General features: G+C 56.3%; 12 protein-coding genes. 10 read left to right on the top strand and 2 right to left on the bottom strand.

Features of this window, described 5'->3' with window-relative positions; all coding sequences use genetic code 11:
• Nucleotides 1–9 precede the first annotated feature (9 nt).
• From gudD to ACTJKZ_RS13025, 4 genes are all read left to right on the top strand, one after another.
• The gene (gudD, locus tag ACTJKZ_RS13040) at nt 10–1,341 is read left to right on the top strand and encodes a glucarate dehydratase (RefSeq protein WP_161732819.1); all 1,332 of its coding nucleotides are present in this window, start codon (nt 10–12) and stop codon (nt 1,339–1,341) included.
• A 45-nt stretch (nt 1,342–1,386) separates the two neighbouring features.
• Nucleotides 1,387–2,157 (top strand): 2-dehydro-3-deoxyglucarate aldolase, encoded by a 771-nt coding sequence (garL, locus tag ACTJKZ_RS13035; protein WP_161732817.1) that lies wholly within the window; start codon nt 1,387–1,389, stop codon nt 2,155–2,157.
• A gap of 19 nt (nt 2,158–2,176) precedes the next feature.
• On the top strand, nt 2,177–3,061 hold the full coding sequence (gene garR, locus ACTJKZ_RS13030; RefSeq protein WP_161732815.1) for a 2-hydroxy-3-oxopropionate reductase: 885 nt from the start codon (nt 2,177–2,179) through the stop codon (nt 3,059–3,061).
• A 73-nt stretch (nt 3,062–3,134) separates the two neighbouring features.
• Nucleotides 3,135–4,274: a glycerate kinase gene (locus tag ACTJKZ_RS13025; protein WP_161732813.1), complete on the top strand. Its 1,140-nt coding sequence runs from the start codon at nt 3,135–3,137 to the stop codon at nt 4,272–4,274.
• Between the two features lie 172 nt (nt 4,275–4,446).
• Here the strand turns inward: ACTJKZ_RS13025 and barA are convergent, their stop codons facing one another.
• Nucleotides 4,447–7,182 (bottom strand): two-component sensor histidine kinase BarA, encoded by a 2,736-nt coding sequence (gene barA / locus ACTJKZ_RS13020; protein ID WP_161732811.1) that lies wholly within the window; start codon nt 7,180–7,182, stop codon nt 4,447–4,449.
• A gap of 93 nt (nt 7,183–7,275) precedes the next feature.
• On the opposite strand from barA, the gene rlmD reads away from it, so the two are divergent.
• From rlmD to queE, 6 genes are all read left to right on the top strand, one after another.
• Complete coding sequence (gene rlmD, locus ACTJKZ_RS13015; protein WP_161732809.1) at nt 7,276–8,592, top strand: 23S rRNA (uracil(1939)-C(5))-methyltransferase RlmD; 1,317 nt, start codon at nt 7,276–7,278, stop codon at nt 8,590–8,592.
• Between the two features lie 29 nt (nt 8,593–8,621).
• Nucleotides 8,622–10,853: a GTP diphosphokinase gene (gene relA, locus ACTJKZ_RS13010; protein WP_161732807.1), complete on the top strand. Its 2,232-nt coding sequence runs from the start codon at nt 8,622–8,624 to the stop codon at nt 10,851–10,853.
• Nucleotides 10,854–11,009: 156 nt separating this feature from the next.
• Nucleotides 11,010–11,798 (top strand): nucleoside triphosphate pyrophosphohydrolase, encoded by a 789-nt coding sequence (gene mazG, locus ACTJKZ_RS13005; protein ID WP_161732805.1) that lies wholly within the window; start codon nt 11,010–11,012, stop codon nt 11,796–11,798.
• A gap of 230 nt (nt 11,799–12,028) precedes the next feature.
• On the top strand, nt 12,029–13,666 hold the full coding sequence (gene pyrG, locus ACTJKZ_RS13000; RefSeq protein WP_013358881.1) for a glutamine hydrolyzing CTP synthase: 1,638 nt from the start codon (nt 12,029–12,031) through the stop codon (nt 13,664–13,666).
• Between the two features lie 76 nt (nt 13,667–13,742).
• A complete protein-coding gene (eno, locus tag ACTJKZ_RS12995) occupies nt 13,743–15,038 on the top strand; it encodes a phosphopyruvate hydratase (protein ID WP_013358880.1) in 1,296 nt (431 codons plus the stop codon).
• A 149-nt stretch (nt 15,039–15,187) separates the two neighbouring features.
• Complete coding sequence (gene queE, locus ACTJKZ_RS12990; RefSeq protein ID WP_161732801.1) at nt 15,188–15,859, top strand: 7-carboxy-7-deazaguanine synthase QueE; 672 nt, start codon at nt 15,188–15,190, stop codon at nt 15,857–15,859.
• 96 nt (nt 15,860–15,955) lie between these two features.
• Here the strand turns inward: queE and queD are convergent, their stop codons facing one another.
• Nucleotides 15,956–16,315: a 6-carboxytetrahydropterin synthase QueD gene (gene queD, locus ACTJKZ_RS12985; protein ID WP_161732799.1), complete on the bottom strand. Its 360-nt coding sequence runs from the start codon at nt 16,313–16,315 to the stop codon at nt 15,956–15,958.
• Nucleotides 16,316–16,485 lie beyond the last annotated feature (170 nt).

Here is a 16,485-nt window from a genome sequence, read left to right as displayed (position 1 = left end):
GAGCAGGAGATGAGTTCAACACCGAAAGTGACCGCCATGCAGGTTATTCCGGTCGCAGGCTACGACAGCATGCTGCTGAACCTCAGCGGCGCTCACTCGCCATTCTTTACCCGCAACATTGTGATTATCAAAGATAACGCCGGACACACCGGCGTCGGTGAAATCCCGGGCGGCGAGAAAATTCGCCAGACGCTGGAAGATGCCGCCTCGCTGGTGATCGGCAAAACGCTGGGTGAGTACAAAAATACCCTCAGCCTGGTGCGCAGTACTTTTGCCGACCGCGATGCGGGCGGACGCGGCAACCAGACCTTTGATCTGCGCACCACGATTCATGTGGTGACCGGCATCGAAGCGGCGCTGCTTGATCTGCTGGGTCAGCACCTGGGCGTCAACGTCGCCTCGCTGCTGGGCGACGGGCAGCAGCGCGACCGCGTTGAGATGCTCGGTTACCTGTTCTACATCGGCGACCGCACTAAAACCTCACTCTCTTATCAGAATCAGCAAGACGATCCGTGCGACTGGTATCGCCTGCGCCACGAAGAAGCGTTAACGCCGGATGCGGTAGTGCGCCTGGCAGAAGCGGCTTATGAGAAATATGGCTTTAACGACTTCAAACTCAAAGGCGGCGTGCTGCGCGGCGGTGAAGAGGCTGAAGCGGTCACGGCGCTGGCTAAACGTTTTCCTGAAGCTCGCATTACCCTCGATCCCAACGGGGCCTGGTCGCTCAACGAGGCGATCATGCTCGGCAAACAGCTCAAAGATGTGCTGGCTTACGCAGAAGATCCCTGTGGTGCAGAGCAGGGCTATTCAGGCCGCGAAGTGATGGCGGAGTTCCGCCGTGCGACCGGCATGCCCACCGCCACCAATATGATCGCCACCGACTGGCGGCAGATGGGGCATACCCTGTCGCTGCAGTCGGTGGACATTCCGCTGGCCGATCCGCACTTCTGGACCATGCAGGGCTCGGTGCGGGTGGCGCAGATGTGTCACGACTTCGGCCTGACCTGGGGCTCGCACTCTAACAACCACTTTGATATTTCGCTGGCAATGTTTACTCATGTTGCCGCCGCCGCGCCGGGTGCCATTACCGCCATTGATACCCACTGGATCTGGCAGGAGGGCAATCAGCGCCTGACCAAAGAGCCGTTCCAGATTAAAGGCGGCATGGTGCAGGTGCCGCAGAAGCCAGGTCTTGGCGTAGAGCTGGATATGGATCAGGTGATGCAGGCCAATGCGCTCTATCAGAAGCAGGGACTGGGCGCGCGTGACGATGCTGAAGCGATGCAATTTTTAGTACCGGGATGGACTTTCGACAATAAACGCCCGTGCCTGGTACGTTAACCTTTCTGGCTCCCGCCGCGGAGCCACCGTCACAGGAGTTCAACCATGAGTAATGCAGCCTGGCCTAATGGATTTCGTCGTCGCCTGTTAGCGGGCGACACCCTGATTGGCAGCTGGTGTGCGCTGGCCAGTCCGATCTCAACTGAAATCCTGGGGCTGGCCGGTTTCGACTGGCTGGTACTGGATGGCGAACACGCGCCCAACGACATCACGACCTTCGTGCCGCAGCTGATGGCGCTGAAAGGCAGCCATAGCGCGCCCGTGGTGCGTCCGCCCTGCAACGAGCCGGTGATCATCAAGCGCCTGCTGGATATCGGGTTTAACAACTTCCTGGTGCCGTTTGTCGAGACCGAAGAGGAAGCCCTGCGGGCGGTCGCCTCAACCCGCTATCCGCCAGCCGGGATTCGCGGTGTCTCGGTGTCGCACCGCAGCAACATGTACGGCACGTTGCCGGATTACAACAGCACCATTAATGACAACATCACGGTGCTGGTTCAGATCGAAACTCAGCAGGCAGTCGACAACATTGACGCGATTGCAGCCGTTGACGGCGTCGACGGTATTTTTGTCGGGCCGGGCGATCTCTCCGCTGCACTGGGCTATCTCGGCCAGCCTGCGCATCCTGAAGTGCTGAAAGTGATTAAACACATTTTTGAACGTGCCAAAGCCGCCGGTAAGCCGAGCGGCATTCTGGCACCGGTGGAAGCGGACGCGCGTCGCTATCTGGAGTGGGGTGCCACCTTTGTGGCCGTCGGCAGCGATGTCGGGATGTTCCGCAACGCTTCGCAGACGTTATGCGACAAATTTAAGCGTTAATCAATCAAGGGGAAACGCAATGAAAATTGGATTTATCGGCCTGGGCATTATGGGCAAACCCATGAGTAAGAATCTGGTGAAAGCCGGTTATTCGCTGGTGGTACGCGACAACAACACCGAAAACGAAGCGGAACTGGCTAAACTGGGCGCGACCGTGGCGAAAACGCCAAAAGAGGTGGCTGAGCAGTGCGATGTGGTGATTACCATGGTGCCAAACTCGCCGCAGGTTATCGACGTCTGTCTGGGGAAAAACGGCATCATTGAAGGGGCGAAGCCGGGCCTGGTGGTGATCGACATGAGTTCGATTGCGCCACTGGCGAGCCGGGAAGTGCATGATGCGCTGGCAGAAAAGCAGATAAAAATGCTGGATGCACCGGTCAGCGGCGGCGAGCCAAAAGCGATTGAAGGCACACTCTCTGTGATGGTCGGCGGTGATAAAGCCGTGTTCGATTCCTGTTATGACATCATGAAATCAATGGCGGGATCGGTCGTGCATACCGGCGACATCGGTGCAGGCAACGTGACCAAGCTGGCAAACCAGGTGATTGTGGCGCTGAACATTGCGGCAATGTCCGAGGCGCTGTCGCTGGCGACTAAAGCGGGTGTGAATCCGGATTTGGTTTATCAGGCGATTCGCGGTGGGCTGGCGGGCAGTACGGTGCTGGATGCCAAAGCGCCGATGGTGATGGATCGCAACTTCAAACCCGGCTTTCGTATCGACCTGCATATCAAAGATCTGGCGAACGCGCTGGATACCTCGCACAGCATCGGCGCGCATCTGCCGCTGACGGCGGCGGTGATGGAGATGATGCAGGCACTGCGCAACGATGGACAGGGTAACGCCGACCACAGCGCGCTGGCCTGCTATTATGAGAAGTTAGCGAAGGTTGAAATCGCCCGCTAAAACCCGGTGCCGGTCTCCCCAAACCGGACTGGTCAGGAGCCGTTTTAATTACTCAACTGCGCTCGGATTGCCTATGAAAATCGTAATCGCACCGGATTCATATAAAGAGAGTTTATCCGCCCTGGATGTGGCATCGGCGATTGAAGCGGGTTTCCGTGACATTTTCCCCGATGCGCATTACGTGAAAATACCGGTCGCCGACGGTGGCGAAGGCACGGTAGAAGCGATGGTGGCGGCGACGAAGGGGAAAATCGTCAGGCTGAAGGTGACCGGGCCGCTGGGCACGCAGGTCGACGCCTTTTATGGCTTGTCCGGCGATGAGTCCACTGCTTATATCGAAATGGCAGCAGCCAGCGGACTGGAGCGGGTGCCAGCATCACAGCGTGACCCGCTGATCACGACCTCATTCGGCACCGGCGAGTTGATCCGACATGCGCTGGATAAGGGCGTCGGCCACATCATCATTGGTATCGGCGGCAGCGCCACCAACGACGGCGGTGCCGGGATGATGCAGGCGCTGGGTGCCCGATTGCTCGACACCCAGGGTAAAGAGATTGGCCAAGGTGGCGGCGCGCTCTCTCAGCTCGCTAGCATTGATATTGACGCCCTGGATGCCCGCATCCATCAGTGCCGCATTGAAGTGGCCTGTGACGTCACGAATCCGCTGACCGGCAAAGAGGGCGCATCGGCTATTTTCGGTCCGCAGAAAGGGGCGACCCCGGCGCTGGTGCAGCAGCTCGATCAGGCGCTGGCCCATTACGCTGAGATTATTCACCGCGATCTCGACATCGATGTGCTGCATATTCCCGGCGGCGGCGCGGCGGGCGGCATGGGCGCGGCGCTGCACGCCTTCTGTCAGGCGGAGCTGCGGCGCGGCATTGAGATTGTTACTGAGGCACTGGGCCTGGCTGAAGAAGTCAAAGATGCTGACCTGGTGATTACCGGTGAAGGGCGTATCGACAGCCAGAGTATTAATGGCAAGGTGCCGATTGGGGTTGCCAACGTGGCAAAGCGTTTTAACAAGCCGGTGATTGGCATCGCCGGAAGCCTGACGGCGGATGTCGGCGTGGTGCATCAGCACGGGATTGATGCAGTGTTTAGCGTGCTCTACAGCATCTGTACACTCGAAGAGGCACTTGCGGATGCCGGAAAGAATGTCGAGATGACAGCGCGTAACGTGGCCGCGACGTTAAAACTGGCCGGATTTCACTGACCGTCAGGACTATCAGGCCAGGCAATGCGGGCCTGATAGTCCTGACGGTGATGCTGGTGGTAAGCATAGTTTTACGGCATCAGCCTTTTACCCCGGAGGCAGGTGCGTCAGCGGAAGCTAACGCACCTGCCGGTTAGCGTTTGCGCGAATAACAGGCGTGGCAGCAGGTCCGTCAGACTTCCCCGAATCCTAACAGTCGCCGGGCTTCTCTGGCGACGTTCTCCATCTCATCCTGCAGCTCCAGCAGTTCCGGCTCCAGCGCAGCGATATCGCTGGCCTCCAGTAGCCCGCGTTCCAGCTGATGACAGAGTTGCTTCATGCGCGGCACGCCGCTGTAGCTGGCACTGCCGTGCAGCTTGTGAATAATTTCACGCAGGGCGTTGACCTCATTGGCCGCCATAAACTGCGCCATCTTCGCATGCACTTCCGGTAAAAATTCCAGCAGCATGCGTAGCAGATCGCGCGCCAGATCCGGTTTGTTCGCCGCCTGTCGCAGCGCCAGCTGCCAGTCCAGCGTCGGTAATATCGGCTGCAGTTCCGGCAGGGAGACCACTGGCGGCGGCGTATAGCGTGCCAGCAGTTGTCTCAGCTTGCTCTCATCAATCGGCTTGGCAAGATAGTCATTCATGCCCGCCTTGATCAGCTGCTCACGCTCGCCATCAATCGCATGTGCGGTCACCGCCACAATCGGTGTATTCGCGTGATGCGGCAGACCCCGGATAATTTCGCTGGCACGAATGCCATCAATTTCGGGCATCTGAATATCCATCAGAATCACATCCAGCGACTGCTGACGCGCTGCGCGGATGGCGTGTTCGGCGCTGCTGCACAGCAGGATGTTCTGCACCTGCTCCTCCAGCAGCGCGCCAATCAGCTTGAGGTTGGCGGGATTGTCATCCACCGCCATCACCGTTAGCGGTAGACGCGGTGACAGCGGCAGCTCGCTGATCTGACGGGTATGGAGATCCAGTAACATCGGCAGAAGCCGTGTCAGTGAGATCGGCTTAGCAATGCAGCCGTCAATGCCGCGTACCTTCAGTTCATCAGCCAGCAACATCATCGGGCTGGGAAGGGCCATCAGCACGTTGTCTGCCCGATCCAGCAGCCCATTGATCAGGCGCTCATTAAGTAGTGCAGGCTGGCTGATACCGACCGGCATCGCCATCAGCAGCAGCGGATAGTGAGATTCTTTCAAACCTTCCAGCGTTTCGCTGTAGTCGATCTGCAATGGAGTGGCGCTTAACATCTCCAGCGCGGCGCTGGCAACGTTAGCATCCGCTTCCACATAGGCAATGCGCGCATGGGACAGCGCATCCAGCACGCGAGGCATACCGGGTGCATTGGGATTAAGATCCAGCTGTACGCGAATCACAAAGGTCGACCCCTGATCCGGCTGGCTGCTGAAGGTGATTTCTCCTCCCATCTCCCGCACCAGTTTCTGGGTGATGACCAGACCCAGCCCGGTGCCGCCATGGCGGCGCGTAATGCTGGCGTCAGCCTGACGGAACGCCTGGAACAGCTGTGTCTGCTGCTGCTCAGAGATGCCGATGCCGGTGTCCTCAACCTGAATCTCCAGCTCGACGCGCGACTGGGTAATCACCCGCTGTCCGACGCGCATGCCGATGTAACCCTGCTCGGTAAACTTGATGGCGTTACCAATCAGGTTGATCAGAATCTGTTGCAGACGCAGCGCATCGCCAATCACGTTGTCCGGTACGCTGCTGTCACATACCACCGTCAGCTCCAGCCCCTTTTCATGCGCCGACGGCGCCAGCAGCACCAGGGTTTCATCCAGCGTGGCGCGCAGCGGGAAGGGGATTGCCTCCAGCATCAGCTTGCCTGCTTCCAGCTTCGAAAAATCGAGGACGTCATTGATAATACTGAGCAGGTTATTTGCCGAGCGCTCAATGGTCTGCATATAGTCGCGCTGGGTGGTGCGCAGTTGGGTTTTCAGCATCTGCCGGGTAAAGCCCAGCACGCCATTGAGCGGCGTTCGCAGCTCATGCGACATATTGGCCAGAAACTCAGATTTGATACGCGCGGCTTCCTGCGCGCGTTTCTTCGCCAGATCCAGTTCAACGTTCTGAATTTCCAGCTGCTCCAGCGTCTCTCTTAAATCCCAGGTTGCCTGGTCGATATTGTGCTGCATCTCTTCGTGATAGGCGGTCAGCGACATCGCCATCGCGTTAATGCCGTTTTTCAGAATGTTGAGTTCACCCAGCATGTAGCCCTCAACGCGGCTGTCGAGCTGGCCGCGACGGATGCGGTCAACGGTAGTGACCATATTGCGGATCGGGCCGGTGACATCGCGCATCAGACGATAAGCAAATAGCATGGCAAGACAGAGGCAGAAGAGCAGCATCAGCGTGGCAACAAACACCTCTTTGTACTGCTGCAACCGCACCGACTGCAGATCCAGTTCAATCGCCACATAGCCCAGCGGATTGCCCGCTGGCTTGGCATCTTCATCCGGTAATTCGTCCACATCGTAACGCTCAGAAGTAATCGGCGTACGCAGAATTAATAGGCTGCCGTGGCGCTCCATTGAGACATCGTCAGGCAGGGCGCGGATATCATTCTGTTGCAGCAGGCTGAGGTTTTGCTTGTGGTTCGAGGTGACATAAAGCTGATTGTGATTATCAAACACCGAGATGGCCCGGACGATGCCGGAATGGCGGCGGTGCAGCAGGCTGACCAGTTCACGCATGGCATCACGGTTGTGCCACGTCATGCTGTATTCGCTGGAGATCGCCAGGGGTTCGATGATGTTAGCCCCGGCATCAATCACCTGGCGCTGCAGTTCGTTGTAGCGGTGCACCACAAAAAAGGAGCTGAGCAGCAGGCCAACCATCAGCGTGGGTGCCAGGATTAAAATCATCATTCGCGCCCGCAGGCTGTATTTGGTCATAATAGTCGCCTGGCTACTCCGGCATTAACGTCCCTGTGCATGCTGTCGACAAAACGATGCAGGCCGTTTTCGATAAAGAGAATGAATAACACTATGGCGCAATTCTACGTTGCAAAACAGCGCGTGACGACGCAACAACGGATCACCGTCACCATTGAGGAGCTCGACCCGTTCGGGCAGGGGGTGGCGCGCCACAAGGGCAAAACCCTTTTTGTCACGGGTGCTCTGCCGGGTGAACAGGCGGAGGTCGTGCTGACAGAGGATAAACGTCAATTTGCCCGGGCGAAAGTGACACGACTGATTAGCCGCAGCCCGGAGCGCGTCACGCCGCGCTGCCCGCACTACGATCGCTGCGGCGGCTGCCAGCAGCAGCATGCCGATGTGGCGCTGCAACAGCAGAGCAAATCCCAGGCCCTGAGCCGGATGCTGAGCCAGGCCGCAGCACAGAACGTGGCGGTAGATGAGGTGATCGCCGGTCAGCCCTGGGGCTACCGTCGTCGCGCCCGTCTGGGTCTGCAATGGCAAAATAAAGCGCAACGCTTACAGATGGGCTTTCGTCAGGAAGCCAGCAACGATCTGGTCGATATTCAGCACTGCCCCATTTTAGCGCCCGAACTTGAAGCGTTACTGGTTCCGCTGCACCAGTGCCTCAGTGAGTTGCGCGCCGTCAGGCGTCCCGGACATGTGGAACTGGTGCTGGCGGATAACGGCCCGCTGATGATTCTGCGCCATCTTGATGCGCTGCATGCCAGCGATCGTGAAAAACTGGAACAGTTTTCGCATAAGCATCAGCTTATGCTGTTCCTGGATGCCGGTGATGAAGCATTGACCGCGTTAAGTGAATCGACGCCGTTTTATCATTCGCACCAGCTTAAGCTAACCTTCAGCCCACAGGATTTTATTCAGGTTAACGATGCGGTTAATCAGCAGATGGTCGCGAAGGCGATCGCCTGGCTCGATCTGCAGCCGGAAGACCGGGTGCTGGATCTGTTTTGCGGCATGGGAAACTTCACACTTCCTATAGGAATCTTCGTACATAATGTGGTTGGTGTGGAGGGGATTGCAGCATTAGTACGGCAGGCAGCGTATAATGCTGATTTGAATAATCTTAAAAATGTCAGTTTCTTTCAGCATAATCTGGAAGAAGAGGTGTCGCGCCAGCCGTGGGCGGCACAGGGATTTAACAAGGTATTACTCGATCCGGCACGCGCCGGGGCTGCGGGCGTCATGGCGCATGTGGTTAAACTTGCACCAGAACGCGTGGTCTATGTTTCGTGTAATCCCACAACACTCGCCCGCGACAGTCAGACATTGCTGTCGGCAGGCTACCAATTGGAAAGGGTCGCGATGCTGGATATGTTCCCACATACCCGTCATCTCGAATCCATGGTGCTGTTCAGAAAAACATAAGCGATGAATGTCGTTGTGCAGGAGAGGTTATGGTTGCGGTCAGAAGTGCGCATTTAAATACTGAGGGGGACTTCGCCCTCGACCAGTGGATCGCCAGTCTCGGTATTGCCAACCCGCAATCCTGTCAACGCGTTGCTGAGACCTGGCGCTACTGCGAAGCGCAGACGCAGGGCCATCCCGATCAGTCGCTGCTCCTGTGGCGCGGTATTGAGATGGTGGAAATCCTCTCCATGCTCAGCATGGATATTGAAAGCCTTTGTGCGGCGCTGATTTTCCCGCTGGCTAACGATGAAGTGGTGAGTGAAGAGGAGCTGGAAACTGCCGTCGGCAAAGGCATCGTCTCGCTGGTACACGGCGTGCGCGACATGGACGCCATCCGCCAGCTGAAAGCGATCCATAACGACTCCATGGCCTCTGAACAGGTCGATAACGTCCGCCGCATGCTGCTGGCGATGGTGGAAGACTTTCGCTGCGTGGTGCTCAAGCTGGCCGAACGCATCATGAACCTGCGCGAAATGAAAGATGCGCCGGAAGATGAGCGGGTGCTGGCCGCCAAAGAGAGCACCAACATCTATGCGCCCCTGGCCAACCGTCTTGGTATTGGACAGCTCAAATGGGAGCTGGAAGATTACTGCTTCCGCTACCTGCATCCCGACGAATATAAGCGCATCGCCAAATTACTACATGAGCGAAGAATCGACCGCGAGCAGTACATCGATAACTTCGTCAGCAACCTGCGCAAAGAGATGGCCAAAGAGGGCGTGCGCGCCGAAGTCTATGGTCGCCCGAAACATATCTACAGCATCTGGCGCAAGATGCAGAAAAAGTCGCTGGCCTTCGATGAGCTGTTTGACGTACGGGCGGTGCGCATCGTGGCCGATCGCCTGCAGGATTGCTATGGCGCGCTGGGTACGGTGCATACGCTCTATCGCCATCTGCCCAGTGAGTTTGATGACTACGTCGCTAACCCCAAACCCAACGGCTATCAGTCAATTCATACGGTGGTGTTAGGGCCGCAGGGCAAAACGGTGGAAATCCAGATCCGTACCCGCCAGATGCATGAAGATGCCGAGCTGGGCGTGGCGGCGCACTGGAAATATAAAGAGGGGCCAACCTCCAGCAGCGCGCGCGGCGCGGCGGGTCATGAAGAGCGTATTGCCTGGCTGCGTAAGTTGATTAGCTGGCAGGAAGAGATGGCCGACTCCGGCGAGCTGCTGGAAGAGGTCCGCAGTCAGGTGTTCGACGACCGGGTCTACGTTTTCACCCCGAAAGGTGACGTGGTGGATCTGCCGGCCGGTTCGACGCCGCTCGACTTTGCCTATCATATTCATAGTGACATCGGTCACCGCTGCATCGGTGCAAAAATCGGTGGTCGCATCGTGCCGTTCACCTATCAGCTGCAGATGGGCGATCAGGTTGAAGTGATCACCCAGAAACAGCCGAACCCGAGCCGCGACTGGCTCAATCCGAATCTGGGCTATATCACGACCAGCCGTGGACGCTCGAAGATCCACAACTGGTTCCGAAAACAGGATCGCGACAAGAACATTATCGCCGGACGGCAGATTCTGGATAACGAACTGAATCAGCTCGATATCAGCCTGCGCGAAGCGGAAAAACTGCTGCTGCCGCGCTATAACGTGACCTCACTGGAGGAGCTGCTGGCGGCCATTGGCGGCGGCGATATCCGTCTTAACCAGATGGTTAACTTCCTGCAGGCGAAGCTGAATAAGCCGAGTGCTGAAGAGGAAGATCGCGAAGCGCTGCGCCAGCTGACCCAGAAATCCTACTCGCAGCCCGCACGCAAAGAGAGTGGACGCGTGGTCGTCGAGGGCGTAGGCAATCTGATGCACCACATTGCCCGCTGCTGTCAGCCGATTCCGGGCGATGATATTGTTGGCTTTATCACCCAGGGGCGCGGCATCTCAATTCACCGCGCCGACTGCGACCAGCTCTCTGAACTGATTTCACATGCGCCGGAACGTATCGTCGATGCCGTGTGGGGCGAGAGCTACTCCAGCGGTTACTCGCTGGTCGTGCGCGTCACCGCCAACGATCGCAGCGGCTTGCTGCGTGACATCACTACCATTCTCGCCAACGAGAAAGTGAATGTACTGGGCGTCTCAAGCCGCAGCGACACTAAAAAGCAGCTGGCGACCATCGACATGGATATTGAGATCTACAACCATCAGGTACTGGGACGTGTCCTGGCGCGCCTGAACCAGGTCTCTGATATTATTGACGCCCGCCGCCTGCACTGATATTCAGCTGCACTGCGGCAACCGGCAACAGGAGGTTGCGCGGACGTTTTCTGCGGTACTTGAGAGTGCCGGACGCGGTTCATCCCGTCCGGCACTGTTATACGCCTCGCCTCCTTGCCCGCTTCCTGTCACCTGACTACTCAAGGACCCGTCTGAATGAACGCTATTGAGCGCCTGCTTGGCATCATGAAAACCCTGCGCGATCCCCTCCATGGCTGCCCGTGGGATCGTGAACAGACCTTCACTTCTATCGCGCCCTATACGCTGGAAGAGACCTACGAAGTGCTGGACGCCATCCAGCGCGAAGATTTTGACGATCTGCGCGGCGAACTGGGCGATCTGCTGTTTCAGGTGGTGTTCTATGCGCAGATGGCCAGCGAACAGGATCGCTTTAATTTTGAGGATATCTGTCACGCCATCAGTGACAAGCTGGAGCGCCGTCATCCGCACATTTTTGGCGATGCCACGGCAGAAACCAGCAGTGACGTGCTGAAAAACTGGGAAGCGATTAAAACCGCCGAACGGGCTGATAAAGCCCAGCATTCAGCGCTGGACGACATTCCTAAAGCGCTGCCCGCACTGATGCGTGCTCATAAGATTCAGAAGCGCTGTCACAATGTGGGATTCGACTGGACTACGCTGGGGCCGGTGGTGGCAAAAGTGCATGAAGAGATTGATGAAGTGATGCACGAAGCACAGCAGAGCGTGGTGGACAGTGAAAAGCTGGAAGAGGAGATGGGTGACCTGCTGTTCGCCACCGTTAACCTGTCGCGCCATCTTGGCAGTAAAGCGGAAACGGCGCTGCAAAAGGCCAATGACAAGTTTGAGCGCCGGTTCCGCGAAGTCGAAGCGATCATCGCAGCACAGGGGTTAAGCATGCCGGGCGCCACGCTGGAGCAGATGGAAGCGGCCTGGCAGCAGGTAAAACTGGGCGAAAAAAGCTGATTATTCCAGCGCTGTGCATAAAGTCGCCATGTGTGCTTACTCGTTTCAGCGCGGCAACAACTTTGTGACGCACATCAACATTTCATTGGCAGCTATCCGCTATGGTAGGACGCAGCAATGCGTTGGAGGATGGCTGTGATTCATCAATTGTGGCTGATAGCGGTTTCCAGTATACTGTTTTCCCGTCCTGGTTATTCCACCGTCTTTAAACCTAAACTCTCAGGTTCAGCATGACAACGAATTATATTTTTGTGACCGGCGGGGTCGTTTCCTCTCTGGGTAAAGGCATTGCCGCCGCCTCCCTCGCAGCCATTCTCGAAGCTCGTGGTCTGAACGTGACCATCATGAAGCTGGACCCGTATATCAACGTGGATCCAGGCACCATGAGCCCGACCCAGCACGGCGAAGTTTTCGTCACTGATGACGGCGCTGAAACCGATCTCGATCTGGGTCACTACGAGCGCTTCATCCGCACCAAAATGTCGCGTCGTAACAACTTCACCACCGGCCGTATCTACTCAGAAGTCCTGCGCAAAGAGCGCCGTGGCGACTATCTGGGTGCAACCATTCAGGTTATCCCGCACATCACCAACGCCATCAAAGAACGCATTATTGAAGGCGGTGAAGGTCATGATGTGGTGCTGGTCGAAATCGGCGGCACGGTAGGGGATATCGAATCACTGCCATTCCTGGAAGCGATTCGCCAGATGGCCGTGGATGTGGGCCGTGAACACACCATGTATATGCACCTGACGCTGGTACCGTACATGGCGGCTGCCGGTGAAGTGAAAACCAAACCGACTCAGCACTCCGTAAAAGAGTTGCTGTCGATTGGTATCCAGCCAGATGTGCTGATTTGCCGTTCTGACCGTGCCGTACCGGCCAACGAACGTGCCAAAATCGCCCTGTTCTGTAACGTTCCTGAAAAAGCGGTAATCTCGCTGAAAGACGTTGATTCCATCTACAAGATTCCTGGCATGCTTAAGTCGCAGGGCCTGGATGACTATATCTGCAAGCGCTTCAACCTGAATGCACCGGAAGCCAACCTGGCCGAGTGGGAGCAGGTGATCTACGAAGAAGCTAATCCGGGTGGTGAAGTCACCATCGGTATGGTGGGCAAGTATGTTGAGCTGCCGGATGCCTACAAATCCGTTATCGAAGCGCTGAAACATGGTGGCCTGAAAAATCGTGTCACCGTGAACATCAAACTGATCGATTCGCAGGATGTTGAATCCCGCGGTGTCGAATTACTGAAAGATCTGGATGCGATTCTGATCCCGGGTGGCTTCGGCTACCGTGGTGTGGAAGGCAAGCTGATGACCGCACAGTACGCACGTGAAAACAACGTGCCGTACCTGGGCATCTGTCTGGGCATGCAGGTTGCGCTGATGGAGTTCGCGCGTAATGTTGCGGGCATGCCGGGCGCCAACTCCACTGAATTTGTGCCAGACTGTAAATACCCGGTGGTGGCATTAATCACCGAATGGCGTGACGAAGAAGGCAACGTCGAAGTCCGCAGCGAGCAGAGCGATCTGGGCGGCACCATGCGTCTGGGCAGCCAGCAGTGTCAGTTAACGCCGGGCAGCCAGGTTCGCCAGCTCTACGGCTCTGACACCATCGTTGAGCGCCATCGCCACCGCTATGAAGTGAACAATATGCTGTTAAAGCAGATTGAAGCAGCCGGTCTGCGCGTAGCAGGTCGCTCTGGTGATGATCAACTGGTTGAGATTATCGAGATCCCGAACCATCCGTGGTTTGTGGCCTGCCAGTTCCACCCTGAGTTTACCTCGACCCCACGCGACGGCCATCCGTTGTTTGCCGGCTTTGTTAAAGCCGCGCATGAGCATCAGAAGCGTTTAGCGAAGTAAGTTTCACAGACAACGCGCGAACTTTTCGCGCGTTGTCTGTCTTAGGATTGACTAACTTGTACTGAGGAAAATCGTAATGTCCAAAATCGTAAAAGTCATCGGTCGCGAAATTATCGACTCACGTGGTAACCCGACTGTTGAAGCTGAAGTGCATCTGGAAGGCGGTTTTGTCGGCCTGGCCGCTGCGCCATCAGGTGCCTCTACCGGTTCACGCGAAGCGCTGGAACTGCGTGACGGTGACAAATCACGTTTCCTGGGCAAAGGCGTAACCAAAGCCGTTGCTGCAGTAAACGGTCCGATTGCTGAAGCGGTAAAAGGCAAAGACGCGAAAGATCAGGCGAACATCGATAAGATCATGATCGACCTGGACGGTACTGAGAACAAATCTAACTTCGGTGCTAACGCCATTCTGGCTGTGTCACTGGCAGCGGCTAAAGCAGCTGCAGCTTCTAAAGGTCAGGCGCTGTATGAGCACATCGCTGAGCTGAACGGCACCCCAGGCAAATACTCTATGCCACTGCCTATGATGAACATCATCAACGGCGGCGAACATGCCGACAACAACGTCGACATCCAGGAATTCATGATCCAGCCGGTTGGCGCTTCTAACGTTAAAGAAGCTATCCGTATGGGTTCTGAAGTATTCCACAACCTGGCAAAAGTGCTGAAAAGCAAAGGCATGAGCACGGCAGTGGGTGACGAAGGCGGCTACGCGCCTAACCTGGGTTCCAACGCCGAAGCGCTGGCTGTCATCGCTGAAGCGGTAAAAGCAGCAGGCTACGAGCTGGGCAAAGACATCACTCTGGCGATGGACTGTGCGGCATCTGAGTTCTACAAAGATGGCAAATACGTTCTGGCCGGTGAAGGCGGTAAAGCGTTCACCTCTGAAGAGTTCACCCACTTCCTGGAAGATCTGACTAAACAGTATCCGATCGTCTCTATCGAAGATGGCCTGGATGAATCTGACTGGGACGGCTTCGCTTACCAGACCAAAGTGCTGGGCGATAAAATCCAGCTGGTGGGCGACGACCTGTTCGTGACCAACACCAAAATTCTGAAAGAAGGTATCGATAAAGGTATCGCTAACTCCATTCTGATCAAATTTAACCAGATCGGTTCTCTGACCGAAACCCTGGCTGCGATCAAAATGGCGAAAGATGCGGGCTACACTGCCGTGATCTCTCACCGTTCAGGCGAAACGGAAGATGCAACCATCGCTGACCTGGCGGTAGGTACTGCAGCGGGCCAGATCAAAACCGGTTCAATGAGCCGTTCTGACCGTGTTGCTAAGTACAACCAGCTGATCCGTATCGAAGAAGCGCTGGGTTCTAAAGCGCCATTCAACGGTCTGAAAGAAGTTAAAGGTCAGTAATGACCCTGTGCTGATGGCGCGTTAAGCGGCATTGCATACACTGAAAGCCCCGCCTTGTGCGGGGCTTTTGCTTTTTCGTGTCGCGCAGCTGTTGTTGTGCGGTACACGCTGGCATAATCAGCGCCCCGATTTATCCAGGCGAGTAAAAAATGTTCTACCCGATTAACGAAATGTTCCAGACACTGCAGGGCGAAGGTTATTACACCGGCGTGCCTGCTATTTTCATCCGCCTGCAGGGCTGCCCGGTGGGCTGTAGCTGGTGTGATACCAAACATACCTGGGAAAAGCGGGCAGATCGGGAAACGTCGCTGGGCGATATTTTGATCAAGACAGTGGAAAGCGACGCCTGGGGTGATGCCGATGCGGCGACCCTGGTGAGTGCCATTGCGCAGCAGGGCTGGACGGCGCGCCACGTGGTGATTACCGGTGGTGAACCGGCGATTTATGACCTGCGTCCGTTAACGACTGCGCTGGAGCAGCACGGTTTCCAGTGCCAGATTGAGACCAGCGGAACCCACGAGATCCACTGTTCCGAACAGACCTGGGTGACTGTCTCCCCGAAGGTCAACATGCGCGGCGGCTACGATGTGCTGCCCCAGGCGCTAAGCCGGGCCGATGAAATTAAACATCCTGTGGCGCGTCAGCGTGATGTGGACGCACTGGATCTGCTGCTGGCGGGGATGGATGACACCAAAGCCCGAATTATCGCCCTGCAGCCCATCAGTCGCAAAGATGAGGCTACCCGACTCTGCATTGAGACCTGTATTGCACGCAACTGGCGTCTGTCGATGCAGACCCATAAATATCTCAATATCGCCTGATAAAGCGCGCGATGTCGTTAACCGCAGGAAAGAGGTGATTCAGATACGTGACGGAAAGGGAAATAGTGTCGGATCGAAGGGTTCGATCCGACAGGTTTAGCCGCGGTAAACGCAGCCTGCGGTGCAGGTTTCTTTGATCATGACCGCGCTTAACAGCGGCAGTTGCGGCTTCATCTGATCCCAGATCCATTTCGCCAGCACTTCGCTGGTGGGATTTTCCAGGCCAGGAATATCATTCAGATAGTAGTGGTCCAGCCGATTGTAAAGAGGCTTAAACACCGCCTTCAGTTCAGCAAAATCCATAACCCAGCCGGTATGCGCATCCACTTCGCCGGTAATCTCCAGACGAACCAGGAACGAATGACCGTGCAGACGGCCACATTTGTGTCCGGCCGGCACATTCGGAAGATGGTGCGCGGCTTCGAACTGGAACTCTTTAAACAAGGTGGTAGACATAGTGGTTCTCAGACATTTAAAAACCGCTGAATTCTACCTGATTACCGCTTTTTTCGCACCCGCGCCGCACAAAGCGATACTTTCCCATCCGATTACCGGATCGTGTCGAGCTAATTAACTAATAAATCACCCGTTTGCTTATCAGTTTTAACGATTAACCCTACCAGAAA

Origin of the sequence: Pantoea sp. 22096 (assembly GCF_052045955.1) — a bacterium.
Lineage (GTDB): Bacteria > Pseudomonadota > Gammaproteobacteria > Enterobacterales > Enterobacteriaceae > Pantoea > Pantoea alfalfae.
The sequence above is the reverse complement of the archived record's forward strand: the minus strand, read 5'-3'. Positions and strand labels throughout refer to the sequence as shown.